The organism is Salmonella sp. SAL00653 (assembly GCF_046552515.1).
Classification (GTDB): domain Bacteria; phylum Pseudomonadota; class Gammaproteobacteria; order Enterobacterales; family Enterobacteriaceae; genus Salmonella; species Salmonella enterica.
This window is the reverse complement of record NZ_JBGDTY010000002.1, coordinates 344183-367620: the sequence shown is the minus strand read 5'-3', so window position 1 is coordinate 367620 and position 23438 is coordinate 344183. Positions and strand designations below refer to the sequence as shown.

The following is a 23438-nucleotide window of genomic DNA, read 5'->3' as shown; positions in this document are numbered from 1 at the left end:
TGCGTTGAGCTAACCGGTACTAATGAACCGTGAGGCTTAACCTTACAACGCCGAAGATGTTTTGGCGGATGAGAGACAATTTTCAGCACTGATTCAGAGTTGAGTACGCAATAATTTGCGCAGCAGCAAGGCGGCAAGCGAAGGAAAGGAAGGAGCATACAGAAGTATGTGACTGACTTTACGAGCGCGGGCAACGCCGCTGATGCGATAAAGAATTGCGTACTGAGCACAAAAGAATTTGCCTGGCGGCACTAGCGCGGTGGTCCCACCTGACCCCATGCCGAACTCAGAAGTGAAACGCCGTAGCGCCGATGGTAGTGTGGGGTCTCCCCATGCGAGAGTAGGGAACTGCCAGGCATCAAATTAGAAGTATGGTATTAACTTTCGGGGCAGTTCACTACTCGACAGAGAGTAGGACAAAAGCGAAAGCTTTTGAACGTTGCGAAGCAACGGCCCGAAGGGTGAATCACGAAGTGATTCATAAACTGCCAGGCATCAAATTGCAGTAAACCGGGATGAAAATCCGGATTGTGACAAAGAAATTCGGTGGAGCGGTAGTTCAGTTGGTTAGAATACCTGCCTGTCACGCAGGGGGTCGCGGGTTCGAGTCCCGTCCGTTCCGCCACTTATTAAGAGCCCTGAGCATTAGCTCAGGGCTTTTTCTTTGCCTGTCATTTAATTATTGCTCAATTCGCAAAAATCCTCTGCATTTCTCGCTCTTTTTCTACAAAGCGCTGAAGGTCATAATTCCCTCAGCTAACGAACATAGTGATTAAAAAGAGGAATTCTATGACTATCCCTGCATTCGGTTTAGGTACTTTTCGCCTGAAAGACGACGTGGTTATCGCTTCTGTTAAAACGGCGCTTGAACTGGGCTACCGTGCTGTCGACACTGCACAGATCTATGATAATGAAGCGGCTGTTGGACAGGCGATTGCTGAAAGCGGTGTACCACGTAATGAGCTGTACATCACCACCAAGATCTGGATTGAAAACCTTAGCAAAGACAAACTAATCCCAAGCCTGAAAGAGAGCCTGAAAAAACTGCGTACCGATTATGTCGATCTGACGCTGATCCACTGGCCATCTCCGGGTGATGCTGTGTCTGTCGAAGAATTTATGCAGGCATTGCTGGAAGCTAAAAAACAAGGGCTGACTCGCGAAATTGGCATTTCAAACTTCACCATTCCGTTGATGAAAAAGGCTATTGCCGCGGTGGGCGCAGACCATATCGCCACCAACCAGATTGAGCTATCTCCGTATCTGCAGAATCGTAAGGTGGTTGACTGGGCGAAAGCGCACGGTATCCATATCACCTCTTACATGACGCTGGCATACGGTAAAGCGCTGAAAGATGAAGTGATTGCACGCATTGCGGCTAAACATAATGCGACCCCGGCGCAGGTTATTCTGGCATGGGCTATGGGTGAAGGTTACTCCGTGATCCCTTCATCTACCAGGCGTGAAAACCTGGCAAGCAACCTGCTGGCACTGGAACTGCATCTGGATGCCGAAGATAGAGCAGCGATCGAGGCACTGGACTGCAACGACCGCCTGGTTAGTCCGGAAGGTTTGGCCCCTGAGTGGGATTAATTGCCTGACCCTTTGTACCCTTTACCCCTCTTTCACAGCTCCTGCGGGGGCTGTTCTTATATATTCGCTCAAAAAGTCGATAAATGCCCGAATACGTGTGCTGACGGCGCGATCGCTGTAGTAAACGGCGCTGAAAGGCATTTCTACCGGCAGACGTTTATCGGCCAGCAGTTCCACCAGTTCTCCCCGCGCGATCGCTTTATCAATCATATAATCTGAAAGACATGCAATGCCGTTACCGTTCAGGCAAAGTTGTTTTAACGTTTCCCCGCTGTTGGAAGAAATCCCACATTCGATCTCATGGAGCTGCCCGTCGCTACAGGCAATCGGCCAGGTATTGAGCGAAACAGGTTCTGAGAACCCCAGGCACAGATGCCGTTTTAACTCTTCAACGGTCTCTGGCTTGCCAAAACGGGCAATATAATCCGGTGAGGCGATAATCTTACGATAACTGGTAAATAACGGGCGCGCGCGCAGACTTGAATCTGTCAACGTGCCTGCGCGTATCGCAACATCCACTTTTCGTTCAATAAGATTGATGAACGTTTCTGAGGAGACAAGAGACAACGTTATTTCCGGATACCGTTCACGAAAAGGTTTAATCAGCGGCATCAGGAAATGCAGCATTACCGGCGTTGCCGCATCGATACGCAGTAAGCCGCGCGGGGTATTACGCGACTCCATGATTTCCGTTTCTGCGGCGGCCATTTCTTGCAGTATCTGCTGCACGCGCCTGAAGTATCGCTCTCCTTCTTCAGTCAGGCTCAGCTGTCGGGTCGTACGATTAAGCAGACTGACGCCGAGCTTCATCTCCAGCTTTTTAACTGCCCGGCTGACAGCGGAATTGGCCTGTCCAAGCTGCTCTGCCGCCCGGCTGAAGCTGCCGCTTTCCACGACAGCGACAAAAATTGCGAGTTCTTCGGAGGTGGCTTTCATTTTTGCTCCTGAAGCAAAATTAAATTGATATTTTGGCTATTTTTGTCATTAAAACATCCAGGCATACTGCGTGTCATCTGATTACTGCTGTTATGGAGTTATGTATGCCTCTCGCTTTATTTGCACTGACTATAAGTGCCTTCGCTATTGGCACGACTGAGTTTGTGATTATCGGCCTGGTGCCGACCATTGCTCAACAACTGGCTATCTCATTACCTTCCGCCGGAATGCTGGTTTCAATCTATGCGCTGGGTGTGGCTATTGGCGCGCCGGTGCTAACCGCGCTGACCGGACGCCTGCCGCGTAAACAGTTACTGGTCGCGCTGATGGTCTTGTTTACGGCGGGGAATTTGCTGGCATGGCAGGCACCGGGCTATATGACATTAATCGTCGCCCGTCTGCTGACGGGCCTGGCGCACGGCGTGTTCTTCTCGATTGGATCTACCATCGCGACACGTCTGGTGCCAAAAGAGAAAGCGGCTTCTGCGATCGCTATTATGTTTGGTGGTTTAACGGTAGCGCTGGTCACGGGCGTTCCGCTGGGCACATTTATCGGTCAGCATTTTGGCTGGCGTGAGACCTTCCTTGCGGTATCACTGTTAGGCGTGATTGCGCTGATGAGCAGTCAACTGCTGATCCCTGCCAATATTCCCGGTCGGGCGGCCGCCAGCATTCGTGACCAGGTGAAAGTACTGACTCATCCTCGTCTGTTGCTGATTTACGCCGTTACGGCGCTGGGCTACGGCGGGGTATTCACGGCATTCACCTTCCTGGCGCTAATGATGCAGGATCTGGCGGGATTCTCCCCGGCAGCGGTAAGCTGGATCTTACTGGGGTATGGCGTATCAGTGGCTATCGGCAATATCTGGGGCGGTAAACTGGCAGATAAGCATGGTGCCGTGCCGGCGTTGAAATTCATTTTCGCCGTGCTGTTTGTTCTGCTGATGGTCTTCCAGGTGACGGCCTCCACGCAGTATGTCGCGCTGGCTACCATTCTGGTGATGGGGGTCTTTGCCTTCGGTAACGTACCGGGGTTGCAGGTCTACGTGGTACAGAAAGCGGAACAATTCACGCCTAATGCAGTAGATGTGGCGTCAGGTCTGAACATTGCGGCGTTTAACATTGGTATTGCGCTGGGTTCCGTGATTGGCGGACAAACGGTGGCGCATTACGGTTTGGCGCAGACGCCGTGGATTGGCGCCCTCATTGTTCTGGTGGCTTTCCTGCTGGTGGGCGTCAGCGGACGTCTTGATAAACCTGTACGCATTGCTCTGGAGTAAATTATTGATGTAAGCGCCTACTTACAAAACAAACTGCAATTGTTCGTTGAAAGTGAGTGCTAAAATCCCTATAACAGAAGAACCAGTCCGGTTGAGGACTGGTTGACGTTACAGAGGTTTGAAAGTCAAAAGTGCGAAAAAACACCTATGCGATGCGCTATGTTGCCGGACAGCCCGCCGAGCGGATTTTGCCGCCAGGGTCGTTTGCGAGCATTGGCCAGGCATTGCCCGCCGGGGAACCGCTAAGCAGTGAAGAGCGGATCCGTATCCTCGTGTGGAATATATTCAAGCAGCAGCGAGCCGAATGGTTATCGGTGCTGAAGAACTATGGCAAAGATGCGCATCTGGTCCTGTTGCAGGAGGCCCAGACGACGCCTGAACTGGTACAGTTTGCCACCGCTAACTATCTTGCCGCCGATCAGGTTCCCGCTTTTGTATTACCTCAGCACCCGTCTGGCGTCATGACGCTTTCTGCCGCCCATCCTGTTTACTGCTGCCCTTTACGGGAAAGAGAACCAATTTTACGTTTGGCGAAATCAGCCCTGGTGACGGTATATCCCTTGCCGGATACCCGTTTATTAATGGTAGTAAATGTTCATGCGGTAAATTTTAGTCTGGGCGTGGACGTATACAGTAAGCAGTTACTTCCGATCGGCGACCAGATTGCGCACCATAGCGGCCCTGTCATTATGGCGGGTGATTTTAATGCCTGGAGCCGCCCACGTATGAATGCGTTGTACCGCTTTGCACGTGAGATGTCGCTGCGCCAGGTGCGTTTCACTGACGATCAACGCCGTCGTGCGTTTGGACGACCGCTGGATTTTGTTTTTTATCGTGGTTTAAACGTGAATGAAGCCTCCGTACTGGTGACGCGCGCTTCCGATCACAATCCGCTACTCGTTGAATTCAGTCCCGGCAAACCTGAGCAATAAAGGTGAGTCAGGTCTGCCGTGGGGCAGGCCTCTGCGGGTGCTGCCCTCTATTTTTCTCATAACAGAAGGGCACTACCATGACAACGCATTCCCACCATGACAATGTTGAAAAGCAGTTTGGTTCACAGGCGAACGCCTATTTACATAGCGCCGTTCACGCAGCGGGTCGTGACTTAGCGCGGCTGGCGCAAAGGTTGTCTGATTTTTCCCACGCGAGCGTACTGGATATGGGATGTGGGGCTGGACACGCGAGTTTTGTCGCTGCGCAACATGTCAATTCGGTCGTGGCATACGATTTATCAGCCAGCATGCTTGAGGTTGTCGCTGGAGCGGCGGAAGAAAGACATTTAAGTAATATTACTCTCCGGCAAGGCTATGCCGAAAAACTGCCCTTTGAAGATGCATCGTTTGAGGTGGTGATTAGCCGCTATTCCGCGCATCACTGGCACGACGTTGGTCAGGCATTGCGTGAGGTTTATCGTGTATTAAAACCCGGCGGCGTGCTGATTATCATGGATGTCATGTCGCCTGGACATCCTGTACGCGATATCTGGCTGCAAACGGTGGAGGCGTTACGCGACACGTCGCATGTCCGTAATTATTCCAGTGGTGAATGGCTGGCGATGGTCAATAATGCGATGCTGGTAACGAATACCGTGATAACCGATCGTTTATCGCTGGAGTTTCGCTCATGGGTAACGCGGATGCGTACGCCAGCGCCGTTGGTTGAGGCGATTCGATTATATCAGGCGAGCGCCCCGGTAGAGGTGAAGCGTTATTTTGAGTTGCAGGATGACGGCTCGTTTAGCAGCGATACTATCATGCTGGAAGCGCATAAAGCGGTATAGCAATTTAAAAGGCGCCGGGGGAAGCGGCGCCTTTTGGTTTTTTCGTCGGACAATATCAGGAGTCTGGCGTGCTATTGTCCTTCACAAACAACGTAAGCTGATCGCCCGGTTGTAGATTATCCGTATCATGGTTCCAGCGCATCACATCTTTGATATTCACCCCGTGACGTCTGGCGATACTGGAAAGCGAATCGCCTTTACGGACACGATAGGTAATGCTATCGCTATTGTTTGCCAGTCGTTGTGCGCTGCTGCCAGCGCCCACGGTCAGGCTTTGCCCGATTTTCAGGCGCGAACCACGCAGGTTGTTCCACTGCTGCAAGTCCTTCGTGCTTACGCCAAGCCGCGAAGCAATACCGGAGAGCGTATCGCCAGAGCGCACCTTATAGCTACGGCTATTCAACGGCGTATTGTCGGCGATCAGTTGGGACTGAACGGCGTCAATCTCACCGGAAGCCAGCGACTCACGCAACTGCTCGGCATGTTTTTTGGGCACCATAACATATTGCGGACCGCTTACGCTTAAGGTAGACCCTTTTACACCGGCATTAAACGTCTTCAGCTTGCTGATAGACATGCCCGCCATATCCGCAACCTGGGCCATTTCAACTGGACTGTTTAAACGAACTCGTGCCAGCGCTCGGCTTTCATCTGTTGTTGGCAGACGTACGCCGTAGCGTTTGCTGTTTTTGAGAATTTCACTCAATGCCAGCATCTTAGGTACGTAGAGTTTTGTTTCTCTGGGCAAAGAAAGCGACCAGAAATCCGTCGGTTTTCCACGCGCTTTGTTTGCTTTAATTGCCCGCATAACACGGCCTTCGCCGCTGTTATACGCTGCAACGGTTAACAGCCAGTCGCCGTCAAACATTTTGTTCAGACGCTGCATCATGTCTAACGCGGCGGTCGTAGAGGCTACAACATCGCGACGCGCGTCATAATTACGGGTCTGCTTTAAACCATAATTGCGCCCTGTGCTCGGTATGATCTGCCAGATGCCTGCGGCATTGGCGCCAGACGTTGCGTGAGGATCAAAAGCGCTCTCCACTATGGGTAGTAGTACCAGCTCCATAGGCATGTTACGTTTCTTAACCTGCCCCGCTATCCAGTACATATACGGCTCTGCCCGTAAAGTTACATCGTGGAGATAGCTCTTATTGCGTAAATACTTCTGTTTCTGTTCGCGAATCCGGCTGTTTTCCGGAATTCCCATCTTTAGCTCGTCGCCAATGAAAGCCCACAAGTCCTGATCTGGCGCGATAGACGTTCCGTCGTCCATCCATCGTGCCTGACTCGTAAACTTTCCTGCTTCCCCTTGACCAGCTGCAGAAAGGCTCTGTGCGTGCTGTTGGACGTTGCCAGTGTTCTGAGACGTCTGGCACCCCACAAGCAGGACAGAGGCGAGTAATATCGCTTTTGCCTTCATGTGTGTGTCAATAGTTGCTTAAAAGACGACCGATCATAACGGCGAAGTTAGCGAATGACAAGTAAGAATTATCAGAACGTGTCTTTCTTTGACCTTAACCATGCAAAACGCGCTTCTGGTTGTTGCAATATTGTTTCTTTGTTTATTTCGTTAATTAAATCAATATCTTCAGTTCTTAAAAAAAGATTAATCTTACGCTCATTTTTAAGAATAACGGGTAATGTCATTTGTTTTTTTACACGTAACTCTTTAACTTTACGATAATATTCATTTATGAACGAATCGTGCGGAAGTATGCTCAATGCGAACTTAATGTTAGCTAAAGTGTATTCGTGAGCGCAGCAAATGAGCGTGTCGTCAGGCAGAGAATTAATTTTCATAAGTGACTGATACATCTGTGATGGCGTGCCTTCAAACAGTCGACCACAGCCGCCAGAAAACAGCGTGTCGCCGCAGAATAAGTAAGGGTGGCTAAAGTAACAGACGTGTCCTAACGTGTGACCCGGCGTGGCAAAAAGAGTAAATTTCTCGCCTAAAACGCGAATAGTATCGCCATCGCCAACAAGATGGGTTGCTCCCTTGTCTTGCGTTTCCGCCGGTCCATAAACCGTCATTTGCGGGAAGTGTTGCAACAGCTCTTTGACTCCGCCAACATGGTCGTGATGGTGATGCGTCAGAAAAATCGCCTCCGGCATCCACTTATGTTCAGCAATGGCCTTTAAGACGGGTGCCGCTTCGCCGGGATCAACAATCACACAGCGGCCTTCATCATTGGTCAGCACCCAGATGTAATTGTCCTGAAACGCGGGAATACTGTTAAGATTCATATATTACCTCTCAAATAATTAGCGGAAGGTTGCGATGAAACCGGCAAGGCTCTCTCAAACTGTCGTTGCGCCCGGATGTTGGGGTGAGTTGCCCTGGGGCAATTACTACCGTGAGGCGCTGGAACAGCAGCTAAATCCGTGGTTTGCAAAAATGTATGGTTTCCATTTGCTTAAAATCGGTAATTTAAGCGCAGAAATCAATTCCGAAGCGTGCGCGGTCTCCCATCAGGTGAATGTTTCGTCGCAGGGGTCGCCGATGCAGGTTCTGGCCGATCCGCTACACCTTCCTTTTGCAGATAAATCCGTCGATGTTTGTCTGCTGGCGCATACTTTGCCGTGGTGTACCGACCCGCACCGTTTATTGCGGGAAGCCGACCGCGTATTGATTGATGACGGTTGGCTGGTCATCAGTGGATTTAACCCGCTGAGTTTGATGGGGTTACGTAAACTGGTACCCGTTTTACGTAAAACACCGCCCTATAATAGTCGGATGTTTACCCTTATGCGGCAACTGGACTGGCTGTCTTTACTCAATTTTGAAGTGCTACATTATAGCCGTTTTCATGTCTTACCCTGGAAAAAGCAGGGGGGGCGGCTTTTAAATACGCATATCCCGGCGCTGGGCTGTTTACAGCTTATTGTGGCCCGTAAGCGGACCATCCCGCTTACGCTTAATCCGCTGCGACATAATAAAAGTAAAACCCCTATCCGCCAGACCGTTGGCGCCACCCGGCAATATCGCAAACCGGATGGCTAAGCTTCCGCCTGGTAGCCACTATCTTCCTGCGTGGGATTCATTGCCGCGGCGCGCGCCAGTTCATCACAACGCTCGTTTTCGGGATGGCCTGCATGGCCTTTGACCCATACCCATTTGATCTGATGCTGACCTAACGCAGCATCGAGACGTTTCCAGAGATCGACATTTTTTACGGGTTTCTTTTCCGCTGTTTTCCAGCCGCGTTTCTTCCAGTTATGAATCCATTGGGTAATTCCTTGCCGCACATATTGGCTGTCGGTGCTCAATGTTACTTCGCAATGTTCTTTTAACGCTTCAAGCGCGACGATCGCCGCCATCAGTTCCATACGGTTATTGGTGGTCAGCGTGTAACCTTCACTAAACGTTTTTTCATGACCGCGATAGCGTAAGATAGCGCCATAACCACCAGGCCCTGGATTCCCCAGGCAAGAGCCATCGGTGAAAATTTCTACCTGTTTAAGCATCTCTGGTAGACTTCCTGTAATTGAAATCGATAACAAAACGCAAGTCTGACATAAATGACCGATATGAGCACTGCAATTACACGACAGATTGTCCTCGATACCGAAACCACCGGTATGAACCAGATAGGCGCGCACTATGAAGGTCACAAGATTATTGAGATCGGTGCGGTTGAGGTGATAAACCGTCGTCTGACCGGCAACAATTTTCATGTTTACCTGAAGCCGGATCGGCTGGTGGATCCGGAGGCGTTTGGCGTACACGGTATTGCCGATGAGTTTCTGCTGGATAAGCCGGTTTTTGCTGATGTGGTCGATGAGTTTCTTGATTATATCCGCGGCGCGGAGCTGGTCATCCATAACGCATCGTTCGATATCGGCTTTATGGATTATGAGTTTGGTCTGCTTAAACGCGATATTCCTAAAACCAATACTTTCTGCAAAGTTACCGATAGCCTGGCGTTGGCGCGGAAAATGTTCCCCGGCAAGCGTAACAGCCTTGATGCGCTGTGTTCGCGTTATGAGATAGATAATAGCAAACGTACTTTGCACGGCGCATTGCTCGATGCCCAGATCCTTGCCGAAGTGTATCTGGCGATGACGGGCGGGCAAACGTCCATGACGTTTGCGATGGAAGGAGAGACGCAACGGCAGCAAGGTGAAGCGACCATTCAGCGAATCGTTCGCCAGGCCAGCCGGTTACGGGTCGTTTTTGCCACTGAGGAAGAGCTGGCTGCGCATGAATCGCGGCTTGATCTGGTGCAGAAAAAGGGCGGAAGTTGCCTTTGGCGGGCATAATTTATTCCTTTTTAGGCTATAAAAATCATCCTTCGGGCGATTTTTGCAGCAACTGATTCAAAAGGTGAGAAAAAGCGTTGACGGGCGACACCGCAAACCGTAATATTCGCCTCGTTCCCAGCGGGAACATCACGGAGCGGTAGTTCAGTTGGTTAGAATACCTGCCTGTCACGCAGGGGGTCGCGGGTTCGAGTCCCGTCCGTTCCGCCAGATACAAATCTCAGGGTGTTTTTATACATCCTGTGAAGTAAAAAAAACCGTATCACTGTAAAAGGGATACGGTTTTTTTTCGTCTTCAGCAGTGCCACCGCCTATCGTGGAATCTAATGCAAATGGACCTACGCCTGGATGACGAACAGGATATTACCGCCACTTCTTTCACTGTCATGGCTATTTTGATCCCACTGACATTTAAGGCGCGGCCTCATGGCGGTGCTTAACCGGGATCGGGACATGTTCAGCGCAGTAGCAGACTGCGTAATGTTGATGTCACTCAGATAATTACGGAGAACCGCCAGACATGCGCATCATCACTCCAGGGCATCCCACTTCTCCAGCAACTCCACCGGGATCTCATTGATCACCTCCGAGAACCGTTTTCCCACCAGTCTTTCAGCCTGGCGTAACAGTGGGATGGTCGGGCTGCTGGGTTCACTGCTCTCAAACCAGCGACGAATACACCGCAGGCGTTCCAGCGCATCATTACGATCGCGAATTGGCCCCGGTTCAGCATTGTGTGGGAGGGATATACCGGGTGGCGCGTTGACAGGCGGCACATCCTCTGCCCGTGCCGGAACGGCATTATCCATAACCGTGCCTGCGGGGTCTGGCACTGGCGCTGGCGACGGAGGGATTTCCGGTGTGGTTGTCTGTACCACGTCAGGCAGCAGCGCTAACAACTGCCGCAGGCGTGAAAAATCTGGGGCCAGATCGCCTAATGTCTCACGCGCCCACACTTGCAGGCGTTCTGCGCTTTCCTGCGCTTCGCGAAACGCCGCCAGCGGTAATGCCCCACGGGCTTCGAGGTCGGCCAGTTGCTGGCGGACGGATTCGGGGGCCAGCGCATCAGCCGGGCGGGGAGCGGATAACGCGCGCTCGACATCCCGTACCTGCAGGCGCAGGGCGGCACTGTTTGACAGCGTGATACCGCGAATGTCTGCCATCACGCCTTCGTGATCCAGCAGCGCCGCCAGGGCATTACTGCGCGCCAGCGCCGCATCTTCAATAGATTCTGCGGATGCGCCTTCGCCGGTAAGCAGCTGTGGATGGAGTGCATCAGACCAGATTACGCTCAGTTCTGCCAGTTGTGTGAGCATTTCCGCCAGTCCCTGTGCGCCAGCCTGCTGGATGCGACTGCGCAGCAGCAGGATCAACACCCGGATATCCTTACTGCGCGTGAGCAGACGGCGCGCATCACGCTCAATTTCCGGCCAGTTCACGGCTTCCGGCGTACTGACAAAATCACCATATTGCGCCTCCGCCTGGGGGGCGGCGCGACTGAACAGCAGCAGGTATTCCGGGTCGTATTCCGGATCGGGGCCGCAGGGGTGTTCCGCGCTTACCGGTTTAGTCAGGGACATATCCATATCATTACTCTCAGTGGGTTAAGCCGTGTTCAGGTTCAAAAATCATGCCGGTCACCTGACGGTCATGCATGGCTTTACCTGCCCAGGCCGTCCAGCCAAGCCGCTGCGCGCCGCCGATCACCGCAGGCGGTGCGGCATGAGGCTTCAACTGCAGCTCAATTTCCCAGCAATATTCAAAACCGATGAACGTACGCACCAGTTCTGTCAGCACGGGCAGATTGTTGCCGCCGGGCAGAAAACGCAGGTAATCCTTCAGCGTAAGCGGGCCGATAATTAGCCGGAATTTGTACTGCATATCCGGTACGGCCTGGCCGATAAGCGCCCCGTTGCCCAGCACCGAAGACTGCGCGGGCGTGCCCAGACGGGTGATTTCATCGTTCGCCACCGTTATCCAGTGCAGGGCGAACTCTTTCACCGCAAAAGGTACGCTGAAATAGTGCGCCAGCGTGGCGGCCAGCCCGTCAGGATTGCGCGATTCGCGTACCAGATGGGCGGAGGCTGCCAGGCGAACATGATCTGACAGCGGGCTTTCGGCGCTTTCCCGTAGATCCTGCCCGCTGAGACTGGCGATATAAAACGCAAAACGGTCGTGTTCCGGTTTGTCCAGCCCGCCACCGGCGGACTGGGCGCTGTGCCATGCCTGCCAGAACTGCGTCAGCCAGCGGTGGTGAAAAATATTGGAAAAATGAACCAGCGTCGGATCGTGGCGACTCTCTGAGCGGTTCAGTGCCAGCTCGGTATAGTGCAGCGGCAACGGGCCGTTTGGCCCCCATAGTCCGAGGCTGTACAGGCTCAGGTGCAGGCGTCCATCCTGCCAGCTGACCTGGGCGATTTCCCGTGGCGCAAAGGTCATCGTCGGCGTCTGTCCCAGACGGAATTTTTCCATCCGTGGCTGCCAGATACTGCCTGCCGGAGTATCACAGAGCTGGGCATCCACGCGCCGCATCAGGCTCAGGAATCCGTAACGCCAGGGGGTTTTCTGCGCCTGGTCGAGAGCGCCGGTCATACGCTCCCCCGTTGCCCGGTTCTGACCGGCCAGGTCATGACATGCCCGCGTTGCATCGAGTGCAGCGTCATCTGCGAGAAGGTATTAATGGAAACATGGTGGGCAATATAGTGTTCCAGCACCAGACCGAACAGGTAAGGACTGATACCGGAAAATCCTTCTTCGTCCACGGTCAGTTCGCAACTGACGCCCCGGCCATAGACCAACAGGCCGGAGCCGGGCAGTCGGCGGGTCACCGGGGTGGTTTTGCAGCCAATCAGGCTGCGCACCTGGCGCGACTGCGGGCTGTCGTGAGCCGGGATAAACAGATTCAGCAGATCGCGCAGCGCCTGGCCGCCGGTGCGGTGATCCAGATCGGCCAGCGGCAGATAATTAAACGACAACTGCCGGATCAGCCGCCAGGCCATTTCGCGTTCAGCCAGCGGCGGCTGCGGCGGGCGCGGCGGTCTGATAAGACCCACGCCCGCCACCGGAATCGCCGCATCAACGGTCAGATCATCCCGGCCATTACGTGGAATAAGGCAGGGCAGATCGCGGTTAGTCACCATTGCCGTGACGGTGATATGGCGCAGATTTTCCGGGTAGGGCGCTTCATGCTGATCAACCAGCGACAGGAAGACTTCCGAGCCGGTATAGGGGGTTCGGGTGCCATAGCGGCGGGCGTTTTCTGACGAGCGGCGCGGTTCACGACGCAGTGAAAAATAACGCCCGTGGTTGCCTTCGTCATTATTACGGGTGTGATACAGCGGACGAAAAATCATCTTCCGTGTGGTTTCCGCTTCCAGGCCTTCGACTTCCTGAACAGAAAACACCTCGTAATCCAGCGGACGGGTACGATCCACCACCAGATGCTGTTCCGTCACGCTGTGAGTGACTTCAATCCGGGTGGTGGTGCGAGGAAACAAGTTGATCACCGGCGTACAGAACAGGCTGAACTGTGCAGCGTCCGTCTGATGAATCAGCCAGTCCGGCGGCAGGCGGTTAAGCAGTATGACAATTTCCGCCACATTGCCCTGCACCTTTTGTAACCCGGCAGACAATCCGGTCGGGGTGAAGAAGTAAAACCGTTCCGGGCAGGCGAAAAATTCATGCAGCAGATTATGGCCGTGAAACACGTTCCAGGCGAGCGGCAGCAGCCCCTGCCCTGGCTCCAGCCCTTCGTGCGCCACCGGGTGTTGAAGATTCACATTCAGTTCGCCGTCAAAGTGACCGGGTTCACCGGCCAGTGTGGCGACGGCGCTGGTATGCAGCAGCTCAAACAGGTGTGACGCAATGCGTTCTTCGCCGCAGAGGTAAAAGGGCAGCCGTGCCGGACCGGCCAGCTCGCTGAAAGTCAGTTCCCCGAAGGTTCGCAGGGTGATGCGCAATGCCCCGGCGACATGAATATTAGGCGGCAGATAGCGGTGCAGGGCGGGCATATCCGGCGGCGCGGCGGTCAGGCGTACCTCCTCGATGGACAGCGGCCACAGCGTGACGTCCTGGCTGCTGCGAAACTGGCAGGCGGTATTTTCGCCTTCCGGGATGGGGGAAACGAACGCGGTATCGCGCGGCACGGTGACCCCTTTCGCCAGGTCGCCTTCCTGCGTATCAGGATACAGCTTTACCACTGCCATCGATGGCGTGGGGGTGACGTAATTGGGGCTGACGACTTCCAGTAACCGCTGTGTGAAGCGGGGAAACTCGGCGTCAATTTTTAGCTGAGTGCGGGCGCTCAGAAAGCTGAACGCCTCGATCATGCGTTCCACATACGGGTCGGCAATATCGGTTCCCTGCATCCCCAGCCGGGCGGCAATTTTGGGATGGAGGGTGGCGAACTCAGCACCGGTCTCCCGCAGGTAGCTCAGTTCGCGGTTGTAATACTCCAGTAGCCGTGGATCCATGAATAATGCCCTGTATTAAAAGAACGTAATGCGGCTCAGCTCCATATCCAGCGCGCTGCGTACCAGAAACTCCGTGGGATACGGCTGCGTCAGAATTTGTCCGCGAATTTCAAACTGTAGCGTGTTATAGCTACCCTGCCGGGTTTTATCGAGCAAGGGCGTGACCCTGAGTGTGGCGGCGTTCAGCCGGGGTTCGAAACGGATAATGGCGCGCCGGATCGCCTCGCTGATATCGTCCCACTTATGCTCATACATAAAGCTGCCCGCCAGCGGCGGCAGGCCATAGTTGAGCACTGACGCCGCCGCCTGCGGATAGCGCCGGGCGTCGATGTCACCCTCGTGGCTAATGGTATTGAGCAAAAAGGAGAGATCCCGACGAATGATCTCCTTCAGTTGTACCGGCGTGACGCTGATATCCCGGTCAATTTTCTGATACGGGGCATTGTCACACAGCCGATCAAATAGGGTGGGCAGCAGATGGTTAGCGGGTGTAAAACGGGACGTGCTCATGCGCCATCGTTTTCCTGAGCATGAAAGGTACAATAGGCCATGTCCAGCAGGCTGATATCGCCGTGGCTGGTCATCCACACTTTCTGCCCCAGCGCCCGCACGGTGGTTTCGCCGGGGCCGTCCTGCCAGGCGGTTTCCCGGCACAGACGCAGGGCGTCAGATGCACTTTCCGAACCGCTGTAGCGGGTAAAGAGCCAGGCGCCGTGCGTATCGCCATTCACAAGGGTGATATTAACGGGTTTCCACAGCAGATCGGTCAGGCGCGTCGGTTGCGGCGATTCCAGCGAGCGTATTTGCGAAAACGGCAGCCAGATATACACGCCGCCGGTGACTAGCTCAAGTACCGGGCCAAGGCGGGAATCGCTGTCGCTCGCCCAGTCAAATGCGCCGCCGTTCCACTGCCCGCCCGTGTCTGTTATGGCTTCCAGTGCGGTATTACGGTGTTTATCAACCTCACCGATATCGTCATGACAGGCGAGTGCCGCCAGCAGTGACTCCACCCAAACGGGCTGCGGCAGAAGAAAACCGGGTCGTTGTTCACCCTGAAAAACGGTGTGGCGGAACATTTCGCAGCGAACCAGCTCCCGGTACAGCCGGGCCTCCTGGGTATAATTGGCCTCCATCCTGGCGCATAGCTGAAGCTGGTGTAGCGCCCGCGACCAGTCTCCGGCCACACACAGCAACTGAAACAGGCTGTGGCGGCAGAGCGCTTTCGCCGGATTTTCCCGAACCTGCTGCTCCGCCATCTGAATCCCCTCCGCAATAGAGTATTCCTGTATCAGCGCGGACAGGGTAGCAGGAAGCGTGTCAGTTTTTTTCATGGGCGGTATTTCCATTTTTCTGTGTCGGAGTGATTCGGTAGTGGCTGTCGATGCCAATAATACGATGCTCGCGGCGGGTCAGATCGGGCAGTATCTCGCTATGTGCGGTTTTCCCCGCCTGTTCCGGCGAGAGCAGTTGCAGGATATCGGGCATTGATTCCATCGCCAGCCAGTGCATTTCACCCTCACCGGTCGTGTCCAGCGTATCCAGAATGGCATCAATACCGGGCGCGCCTGCCACCATATCCTGTAACGTGTCGGTGTCGCCCTTTTTATCGTATAACGACGTCAAATCCTGGGTGACAGCGTCTTCATTTCGGGGAAATGGTTTATCACGGAGGGGCTTTTCCTGCCCGGAGGGCCGCAATGCCTGCTGATATTCCTGGTAAAGCTGGTGTAGCGTGCTATCCGCTTCATGGCCGGTGTAAGAGGATGCGGTTTCCCGGACGGGAATAATATCGAACGGGTTCTGCGGATTGAGCTGTTGTTGTTTAAACCAGTCCAGATCCAGGTACTCAGCAACGGATTCAGATGACTGAACCAACTGAGGAAACGAAACATCGGGACGGGACTCATCATTGGTGCGGGCAAGGCACCAGGATGACAGACCCCATTCAATCGTATCTCCATCATTCAGCCGCATACGGTGATGAGGTTCCATCACCTGCTCATTGACGGCACAGCACAGTTCATCAGAGTGATTAACAATCCACCACGCCTCTTCGTGGCGAACAAGACTGAGCGCGATATCGTCTTTCCCATGTTGCTCAAAAAGCGGAATGTAGGGGGCGGCGGCAGTAAATACGATGTATGTCCCTGCGGGATACTGTGCGTTATCCGTTATACCCTGCGACTGTATTTTCCGTAATTCCCACATGTCTTGTTTCATTATGTCCCTTAAATGTATTTATTTTTCTGGAGAAAGCGTTACTCCGGCAACTGGATATGCTGCCCGCCGGGGCCAGCGCCATTAGTGATTTTTCTCACCATATCGATCTCAGCGTTGAAAAGGCCTGGATGCTGGCGAGCGTCCGTTACGGCGATAACAAAATTCGCAGCGGCTGGTTGCTGCTGGCCTTGTTGACCACGCCAGAACTGCGTCGGGTACTGAGCAGTATCTGCGCGCCGCTGGCCACGCTTCCGGTTGATGAACTGACGGAAATACTGCCCTCGTTGATCGAAACATCGCCGGAAGCGCAGGAGCGCCCTTACGACGGCTCCGGCCTGGCATCAGCCATTCCCGGTGAAAGCAGCCAGGCGATTCCCAACGGCGGGCAGGACGGTAAATCCGCGCTGGCGAAATACTGTCAGGACATGACGGCACAGGCGCGCGACGGCAAAATCGACCCGGTGACGGGGCGTGAGCATGAAATCCGCACCATGACGGATATTCTGCTGCGCCGTCGCCAGAATAATCCACTACTGACTGGTGAGGCGGGCGTCGGAAAGACGGCGGTCGTCGAAGGTTTTGCCCTCGCGATTGCGCAGGGGGAAGTGCCGCCCGCGCTGCGGGAAGTACGGCTGCTGGCGCTGGACGTTGGCGCTCTGTTGGCCGGAGCCAGCATGAAAGGCGAGTTTGAATCGCGTCTGAAAGGGTTACTGGAAGAGGCCGGGCGCTCGCCGCAGCCGGTTATTCTGTTTGTCGATGAAGTTCACACTCTGGTGGGCGCGGGCGGCGCATCCGGCACGGGCGATGCCGCTAACCTGCTGAAACCGGCGCTGGCGCGCGGCACCCTGCGGACTATCGGCGCCACCACCTGGAGCGAATACAAGCGCCATATTGAGAAAGATCCGGCGCTGACCCGGCGTTTTCAGGTGTTGCAGATTGCCGAACCGGAAGAGATCCCCGCAATGGAAATGGTGCGTGGTCTGGTGGATACGCTGGAAAAACACCATAACGTACTGATTCTGGATGAGGCGGTACGTGCGGCGGTACAGCTTTCTCACCGCTACATTCCCGCCCGGCAGTTGCCGGATAAGGCCATCAGCCTGCTGGATACCGCCGCGGCCCGCGTGGCGCTGACGCTGCACACGCCGCCTGCCAGCGTACAGTTCCTGCGCCAGCAGCTAAAAGCGGCGGAAATGGAACGGTCGCTGTTGCAGAAGCAGGAAAAAATGGGGATTCAGTCAGATGAGCGGCGCGATGCGCTGACGGCGCGAATTTTCTCGCTCAACAATGAACTGACTGCATCCGAATCTCGCTGGCAGCGGGAGCTGGAACTGGTACATACGTTGCAGGAACTGCGTGTCGCAGAGTCTGATGCTGATGACAAAACCACGCTGCAACAGGCCGAAACGGCGCTAAGGGAGTGGCAGGGCGACGCGCCGGTGGTGTTCCCGGAAGTCAGCGTGGCGGTTGTCGCGGCGATTGTCGCCGACTGGACCGGTATTCCTGCCGGGCGCATGGTGAAAGATGAGGCCAGCTAGGTGCTGGAACTGCCTGCCCGACTGGCGCAACGCGTTACCGGGCAAGACGGCGCGCTGGCGCAGATTGGTGAACGTATTCAGACCGCCAGGGCGGGACTGGGCGATCCACGCAAACCGGTGGGCGTGTTTATGCTGGCCGGGCCGTCCGGTGTCGGTAAAACCGAAACCGCGCTGGCGCTGGCGGAGGCTATCTACGGCGGTGAGCAGAACCTGGTAACCATCAATATGAGCGAGTTCCAGGAGGCGCACACCGTTTCCACGCTGAAAGGCGCGCCCCCCGGCTATGTGGGCTATGGCGAGGGTGGTGTGCTGACGGAAGCAGTGCGTCGCCACCCCTGGAGTGTAGTGCTGCTCGACGAGATCGAAAAAGCGCACCATGACGTCCACAAACTCTTCTATCAGGTGTTTGACAAGGGTGGGATGGAGGACGGCGAGGGTACACATGTCGATTTCAAAAACACCACGCTATTACTCACCACCAACGTGGGTTCCGACCTCATCAGCCAGATGTGTGAAGATCCGGCTTTAATGCCCGACGCTACGGGGCTTAAAGAGGCGCTAATGCCGGAATTACGCAAGCATTTCCCGGCGGCATTTCTGGGCCGCGTGACGGTGATCCCTTACCTGCCGCTGGACGAAACGTCGCGTGGCGTGATTGCCCATCTGCACCTTGACCGGCTGGTGGCGCGGATGAGTGAACAGCACGGCGTGACGCTGACGTATAGCGAGGAACTGGTCGCACATATTGTGGCGTGCTGTCCAATGCATGAAACGGGCGCGCGGTTGCTGATTGGCTACATCGAACAGCACATCCTGCCGCAACTGTCGCGCTACTGGTTGCAGGCCATGACGGAAAAAGCCGCTATCAGGCAAATTGATATCGGCGTTAATGGTGATGAGCAGATTGTTTTTGAGATCGTTTGCTGAAACCGGCCGTTCGAAGTGTCCGTAGTGCGATTTTAAAAACTGTACCGGTATACCGCTCCCCTTGCGGCAACCAGTTGACTAAAAAGGAAATGAAGGATTATGGCTATCAACAATAGCGCGCAGAAATTCATCGCGCGCAACCGCGCGCCGCGCGTGCAGATTGAATATGACGTAGAGATTTACGGCTCTGAGAAAAAAATCGAGCTGCCGTTCGTGATGGCGGTGCTGGCCGATCTGGCCGGGAAACCGCGTGAAGAACTGCCGCCGGTGACGGATCGCAAATTCCTCGATATTGATATTGATAACTTCAATGAGCGCATGAAAGCCATTGCGCCGCGCGTGGCGTTCGCTGTGCCGAATACGCTGACGGGTGAAGGTCAGTTGATGGTCGATATCACGCTGGAAAATATGGACGACTTTTCGCCGGCACAGATTGCCCGCAAGGTGGACGCCCTGAACCAGTTACTGGAAGCCCGCACCCAACTGGCGAACCTCCAGACCTACATGGATGGTAAGGCCGGGGCGGAAAATCTGGTCAATAAACTGTTGCAGGACCCGACCCTGCTGAAAACGCTGGCGAATGCGCCGAAACCGGCCGCTACCCAGCAAGGTGTGTCAGCGGATAATGAATCAGCGGAATAACGTCGAATTTTTAAGGAATTTTCATGGCAAACAGTAATATGCAGGCAACCGACGCGGTTGCTCAGGATACCGTCTCCGCATCCGGTGAATTTGATGCGTTGCTGAATCAGGCCTTCCGACCCAAGACTACCCAGGCGGCAAAAGCCGTGGAAGCCGCGGTGCAGACGCTGGCGCAACAGGCGTTGGCGAACACGATCACCGTCAGCGATGACGCCTATAAAAGCATCAGCGCTATTATTGCGCAGATCGACTTTAAACTGACCGAACAGATCAAACTGATCCTGCAACATCCCGACTGGCAGAAGCTGGAATCCTCCTGGCGCGGTATGGAGCATCTGGTTTACAACACCGAGACCGACGAAAAGCTGAAAATTCGCTTCATGAATCTGTCAAAAGATGAATTGCGGCGCAACATGAAGCGTGACAAGGGCATCGCCTGGGATCAAAGCCCGATGTTCAAGAAACTGTATGAAGCCGAATACGGCCAGTTAGGTGGCGAACCTTATGGCTGTATCATTGCGGATTACTACTTCGACCATACACCGCCCGATGTGGATCTGCTTGGCTCTATCGCCAAAGTCGCCGCGTCGGCCCATGCGCCGTTTATTGCCGGGGCTTCCCCCTCGGTACTGCAAATGGACTCCTGGCAGGAGCTGGCGAATCCCCGCGACCTGACCAAAATCGTCACCCAGAACCTGGAATATGCGCCGTGGAACTCGCTGCGGGCTAGCGAAGACTTCCGTTATATTGGCCTGACGATGCCGCGTTTTCTTGCCCGCCTGCCGTATGGCGCAAAAACCAACCCGGTGGACGAGTTTGATTTTGAAGAAGATGCGGATGGTTCTGACCATACCAAATACGTCTGGAGCAACGCGGCCTACGCGATGGGCGTAAACATCAACCGTTCCTTCAAACACTACGGCTGGTGTACGTTGATTCGCGGTGTGGAATCAGGCGGTGCGGTGGAAAATCTTCCCTGCCATACCTTCCCGACTGACGATGGCGGCGTGGACATGAAATGCCCGACCGAAATCGCCATCTCTGACCGCCGCGAGGCTGAACTGGCGAAAAACGGTTTTATCCCGTTGATCCACCGTAAAAACTCAGACTATGCCGCCTTTATCGGCGCACAATCGCTGCAAAAACCACAGGAATACTACGATCCGGACGCGACGGCCAACGCCAACCTGTCCGCCCGTCTGCCGTACCTGTTCGCCTGCTCGCGCTTCGCTCACTTCCTCAAATGTATCGTCCGCGACAAAATCGGTTCCTTTAAAGAGCGTGAGGATATGCAGCGCTGGCTAAATGAATGGATTATGAATTACGTCGACGCCGATCCGGTGAACTCCTCGTAAGAAACTAAAGCCCGTCGTCCGCTGGCTGCCGCTGAAGTAGTGGTGGAAGAGGTGGAAGGCAATCCAGGTTATTACGACGCGAAATTCTTCCTGCGTCCGCATTTCCAGCTTGAAGGGCTGACGGGATCGCTGCGCCTGGTGACAAAACTGCCGTCAGTGAAGCAGGGCAATGCCTGATGCATTTATTTTGTGAATGTTTAAGCGAGTGAAGTCAGAGAAGATAGAGAATATAAAGAGGGATATATGGCATATATTTACGGTTTGGTTGATTCGTTGCAAGGGAAAGATCAGGTCGGTGATGGGGAGTGTGTGACTTTAGTCAAGCAATATGCACATTTGGGGGTTACAGGAACCTGGAAGCAAGGGCGAAAGGTTTTTGGGGATAAGTCGATCCCCAGGGGGACAGCAATCGCAACTTTTGTTAATGGTAAATACCCAACTGGTGACGCTGTGCATAAACATGCGGCTTTCTATCTTGAACAGGATTCTAACTATATTTATGTTATGGATCAGTGGAAAAAGAAGAAAAAAATCTCGTCCCGCTCACTTTCTCGTAAAGGTGGGATACGTAGTGATGGCACATATCCGGATGCCAGTAACAATGCCGAAGCTTTTTATATTATTGAGTAGGAAATACATATTATGACCATAATCTCAACTTTTCATCTGTTACCTGGTATTGTTCTGCTCTTTTCACAATATGCTGTAGCCTGGGAAGTCAGTTGTCCGGCTGTTATTGATACTCAGTCTTCTGCTGTGAGCCTGAAGTCTGATGTCCCAGCGCCGTGGCAGCTTTCTCCTCGATATATGTCGCGTTTATGGTTAAGTAGTATTGGGGTAACGCAGGGTAAACCTGAAAACCTGATGGATCTCAAACCAGAGACTAAAAAAGTAAACGGTGAAAATTGGTCTGTATGGGAAACAGAACGTGTTAGCGATAAAGAAACCGATCGCTATTGGGTTTCGTGCATTTATGGTCATGAACAGATATGGTTGGCGCAACCAATACCTGCTTCTTCTACTCGCTGTAAGACCCGTGATTTTGAGGGGTCGCCAGAAGACCAGTCTGTATCTTTTATCTGTAATTAGCAATTTGAAACGTGAAAATTTCAGTACAGATTATGGTTTTTATTATCGGAAGCTATGAGGCATTATTTATATGCATTAAATAATGCAAACTCATAAAATAACTAAATACATTATCGGTATCGGAAAAATATACAGTCTTCTGTTGTCCTGAAATTATTGGAGAGGAATTCTGTACGGCAATGATTTATCTATAAACAAAGATGTAGATAAAATCAGATTAATTTTAAGTAAAACTTAACAAGGATATAAAAATGGCTTATGACATTTTTTTGAAAATTGACGGCATTGACGGCGAGTCAATGGATGACAAACACAAAAATGAAATTGAAGTACTGGGCTGGCGCTGGAATATTCATCAGGAATCCACCATGCACGCCGGTAGTGGCCTCGGCTCCGGTAAGGTCTCTGTCACTAATCTGGAATTCGAGCATTATATCGATCGCGCCAGCCCGAATCTGTTCAAATACTGTGCCTCCGGTAAGCACATTCCGCAGGCCATTCTGGTTATGCGTAAGGCTGGCGGCAACCCGTTGGAGTACCTCAAGTACACCTTTACCGATCTGATCGTTGCGGTCGTTTCACCTAGCGGTAACAGAGAAGGCGAAATCGCGTCTCGCGAGCGGATTGAGCTCTCCTTCAGCACCGTGAAGCAGGAATACGTGGTGCAGAACCAGCAGGGTGGCAGCGGCGGCACCATCACCGCAGGCTACGACTTCAAGGCCAACAAAGAAATTTAACGGTTGTTTTTCCGGCCAGATTTACATCTGGCCGGATTTATTGTTTTGATTTTAAAGGAATTTACAGTGGATGAATGGCGTAACCCCACTCGGTGGTTATGTGCGGTAGCTATGCCTTTTGCACTGCTCCTGCTTTCCGGATGCGGCAGTAGCGATGCGTTACCTGACCTCGAATCACAGCGACTCGACCTGAGCGTGAAAGCCTCCGATAAGGTGAATCCTGACAATCAGAAGAAGGCCGCGCCCATTGAGATACGTGTTTATGAACTAAAAAATGACGCCGCTTTCACGACAGCTGATTACTGGTCGCTCCATGACAACGACAAATCCGTCCTTACCGACGATTTAGTGCGTCGCGACAGCTTTATTTTGCGTCCCGGCGAAGAGAAAAAACTGCGTCGCCCGCTGAATGCGCAGACCACGGCAATCGGCGTACTGGCCGGATACCGTAACCTGGCCAAATCGGTCTGGCGGGTAACCTACAAAATCCCGGAAGCCCCGGAAAAAGCCTGGTACAGCAGCTTCATACCGGGGAAAGGAAAAGTGCAGTTGGAGGCGGAACTGGAACAAAGCGCCATTGTAATTACGGAACGGGATAAATGA

21 protein-coding genes, 2 tRNA genes, 1 rRNA gene and 2 pseudogenes are annotated in these 23438 nt (G+C 53.5%); 16 read left to right on the top strand and 10 right to left on the bottom strand.

Annotation, left to right across the window (positions count from 1 at the left end; genetic code table 11):
- Positions 1-241 precede the first annotated feature (241 nt).
- From rrf to dkgB, 3 genes are all read left to right on the top strand, one after another.
- Positions 242-357 (top strand): 5S ribosomal RNA (rrf, locus tag ACLJRU_RS04625).
- Positions 358-548: 191 nt separating this feature from the next.
- Positions 549-625: transfer RNA gene (locus tag ACLJRU_RS04620), tRNA-Asp, on the top strand.
- Between the two features lie 164 nt (positions 626-789).
- Entirely contained in the window at positions 790-1593 is an 804-nt protein-coding gene (dkgB, locus tag ACLJRU_RS04615) for a 2,5-didehydrogluconate reductase DkgB (RefSeq protein WP_000154877.1), read from the top strand.
- Positions 1594-1614: 21 nt separating this feature from the next.
- Here dkgB and yafC read toward each other — a convergent pair whose 3' ends face one another.
- Positions 1615-2529: a DNA-binding transcriptional regulator YafC gene (gene yafC, locus ACLJRU_RS04610; protein ID WP_001539063.1), complete on the bottom strand. Its 915-nt coding sequence runs from the start codon at positions 2527-2529 to the stop codon at positions 1615-1617.
- A 104-nt stretch (positions 2530-2633) separates the two neighbouring features.
- Here yafC and ACLJRU_RS04605 point away from each other — a divergent pair, with 104 nt between their 5' ends.
- From ACLJRU_RS04605 to ACLJRU_RS04595, 3 genes are all read left to right on the top strand, one after another.
- Entirely contained in the window at positions 2634-3809 is a 1176-nt protein-coding gene (locus ACLJRU_RS04605; RefSeq protein WP_001539064.1) for an MFS transporter, read from the top strand.
- Between the two features lie 131 nt (positions 3810-3940).
- The gene (locus ACLJRU_RS04600) at positions 3941-4741 is read left to right on the top strand and encodes an endonuclease/exonuclease/phosphatase family protein (protein ID WP_001230970.1); all 801 of its coding nucleotides are present in this window, start codon (positions 3941-3943) and stop codon (positions 4739-4741) included.
- A 77-nt stretch (positions 4742-4818) separates the two neighbouring features.
- On the top strand, positions 4819-5589 hold the full coding sequence (locus tag ACLJRU_RS04595) for a class I SAM-dependent methyltransferase (protein WP_000207227.1): 771 nt from the start codon (positions 4819-4821) through the stop codon (positions 5587-5589).
- A 55-nt stretch (positions 5590-5644) separates the two neighbouring features.
- Here the strand turns inward: ACLJRU_RS04595 and mltD are convergent, their stop codons facing one another.
- Both mltD and gloB read right to left on the bottom strand, forming a co-directional pair.
- Entirely contained in the window at positions 5645-7012 is a 1368-nt protein-coding gene (mltD, locus tag ACLJRU_RS04590) for a murein transglycosylase D (RefSeq protein WP_023236719.1), read from the bottom strand.
- Between the two features lie 71 nt (positions 7013-7083).
- Positions 7084-7839, bottom strand: a complete 756-nt coding sequence (gene gloB / locus ACLJRU_RS04585) for a hydroxyacylglutathione hydrolase (RefSeq protein ID WP_001052773.1) — start codon at positions 7837-7839, stop codon at positions 7084-7086.
- 34 nt (positions 7840-7873) lie between these two features.
- On the opposite strand from gloB, the gene ACLJRU_RS04580 reads away from it, so the two are divergent.
- Entirely contained in the window at positions 7874-8596 is a 723-nt protein-coding gene (locus tag ACLJRU_RS04580; RefSeq protein WP_000801238.1) for a class I SAM-dependent methyltransferase, read from the top strand.
- On the opposite strand, the gene rnhA is transcribed toward ACLJRU_RS04580, so the two are convergent.
- Positions 8593-9060, bottom strand: coding sequence for a ribonuclease HI (gene rnhA, locus ACLJRU_RS04575; RefSeq protein WP_000917872.1), 468 nt, complete (start codon positions 9058-9060; stop codon positions 8593-8595). The two genes, ACLJRU_RS04580 and rnhA, sit on opposite strands and share 4 nt — an antisense overlap.
- A gap of 63 nt (positions 9061-9123) precedes the next feature.
- Between rnhA and dnaQ the strand changes: the two genes are divergently transcribed.
- Together dnaQ and ACLJRU_RS04565 are read left to right on the top strand one after the other, a co-directional pair.
- Positions 9124-9855 carry a DNA polymerase III subunit epsilon gene (dnaQ, locus tag ACLJRU_RS04570; RefSeq protein WP_023236721.1) on the top strand — a complete coding sequence of 244 codons (732 nt, stop codon included), beginning with the start codon at positions 9124-9126 and terminating at the stop codon, positions 9853-9855.
- Positions 9856-9988: 133 nt separating this feature from the next.
- Positions 9989-10065 (top strand) — tRNA-Asp (locus ACLJRU_RS04565).
- Positions 10066-10385: 320 nt separating this feature from the next.
- On the opposite strand, the gene ACLJRU_RS04560 is transcribed toward ACLJRU_RS04565, so the two are convergent.
- Genes ACLJRU_RS04560 through tagK form a run of 6 tightly spaced genes read right to left on the bottom strand, consistent with a single transcriptional unit; the run spans position 10386 to position 16547 of the window.
- Entirely contained in the window at positions 10386-11441 is a 1056-nt protein-coding gene (locus ACLJRU_RS04560) for an ImpA family type VI secretion system protein (RefSeq protein ID WP_023235165.1), read from the bottom strand.
- Between the two features lie 10 nt (positions 11442-11451).
- Complete coding sequence (gene tssG / locus ACLJRU_RS04555; protein ID WP_001539071.1) at positions 11452-12447, bottom strand: type VI secretion system baseplate subunit TssG; 996 nt, start codon at positions 12445-12447, stop codon at positions 11452-11454.
- Positions 12444-14327: a type VI secretion system baseplate subunit TssF gene (tssF, locus tag ACLJRU_RS04550; protein WP_001539073.1), complete on the bottom strand. Its 1884-nt coding sequence runs from the start codon at positions 14325-14327 to the stop codon at positions 12444-12446. The genes tssG and tssF overlap by 4 nt, the downstream gene beginning before the upstream one ends.
- Positions 14328-14342: 15 nt before the next feature.
- Entirely contained in the window at positions 14343-14837 is a 495-nt protein-coding gene (gene tssE, locus ACLJRU_RS04545) for a type VI secretion system baseplate subunit TssE (RefSeq protein ID WP_000108007.1), read from the bottom strand.
- Positions 14834-15658: a type VI secretion system accessory protein TagJ gene (locus ACLJRU_RS04540; RefSeq protein ID WP_023235166.1), complete on the bottom strand. Its 825-nt coding sequence runs from the start codon at positions 15656-15658 to the stop codon at positions 14834-14836. The genes tssE and ACLJRU_RS04540 overlap by 4 nt, the downstream gene beginning before the upstream one ends.
- Positions 15645-16547, bottom strand: coding sequence for a type VI secretion system-associated protein TagK (tagK, locus tag ACLJRU_RS04535; RefSeq protein ID WP_000806685.1), 903 nt, complete (start codon positions 16545-16547; stop codon positions 15645-15647). Before tagK ends, ACLJRU_RS04540 begins: the two co-directional genes overlap by 14 nt.
- Before the next feature lie 56 nt (positions 16548-16603).
- Between tagK and tssH the strand changes: the two are divergent.
- From tssH to tssJ, 7 genes and pseudogenes are all read left to right on the top strand, one after another.
- A pseudogene (gene tssH / locus ACLJRU_RS04530) lies at positions 16604-19012 on the top strand (type VI secretion system ATPase TssH).
- A gap of 99 nt (positions 19013-19111) precedes the next feature.
- Entirely contained in the window at positions 19112-19654 is a 543-nt protein-coding gene (gene tssB, locus ACLJRU_RS04525; protein ID WP_000996815.1) for a type VI secretion system contractile sheath small subunit, read from the top strand.
- Positions 19655-19677: 23 nt separating this feature from the next.
- A pseudogene (gene tssC, locus ACLJRU_RS04520) lies at positions 19678-21186 on the top strand (type VI secretion system contractile sheath large subunit).
- 66 nt (positions 21187-21252) lie between these two features.
- A complete protein-coding gene (locus tag ACLJRU_RS04515; protein ID WP_000323515.1) occupies positions 21253-21639 on the top strand; it encodes a BPSL0067 family protein in 387 nt (128 codons plus the stop codon).
- A gap of 12 nt (positions 21640-21651) precedes the next feature.
- Positions 21652-22098: an STY0301 family protein gene (locus tag ACLJRU_RS04510; protein WP_001539084.1), complete on the top strand. Its 447-nt coding sequence runs from the start codon at positions 21652-21654 to the stop codon at positions 22096-22098.
- A 251-nt stretch (positions 22099-22349) separates the two neighbouring features.
- Entirely contained in the window at positions 22350-22835 is a 486-nt protein-coding gene (locus ACLJRU_RS04505; protein ID WP_000312793.1) for an Hcp family type VI secretion system effector, read from the top strand.
- Positions 22836-22901: 66 nt separating this feature from the next.
- Positions 22902-23438 (top strand): type VI secretion system lipoprotein TssJ, encoded by a 537-nt coding sequence (gene tssJ, locus ACLJRU_RS04500; protein WP_001539087.1) that lies wholly within the window; start codon positions 22902-22904, stop codon positions 23436-23438.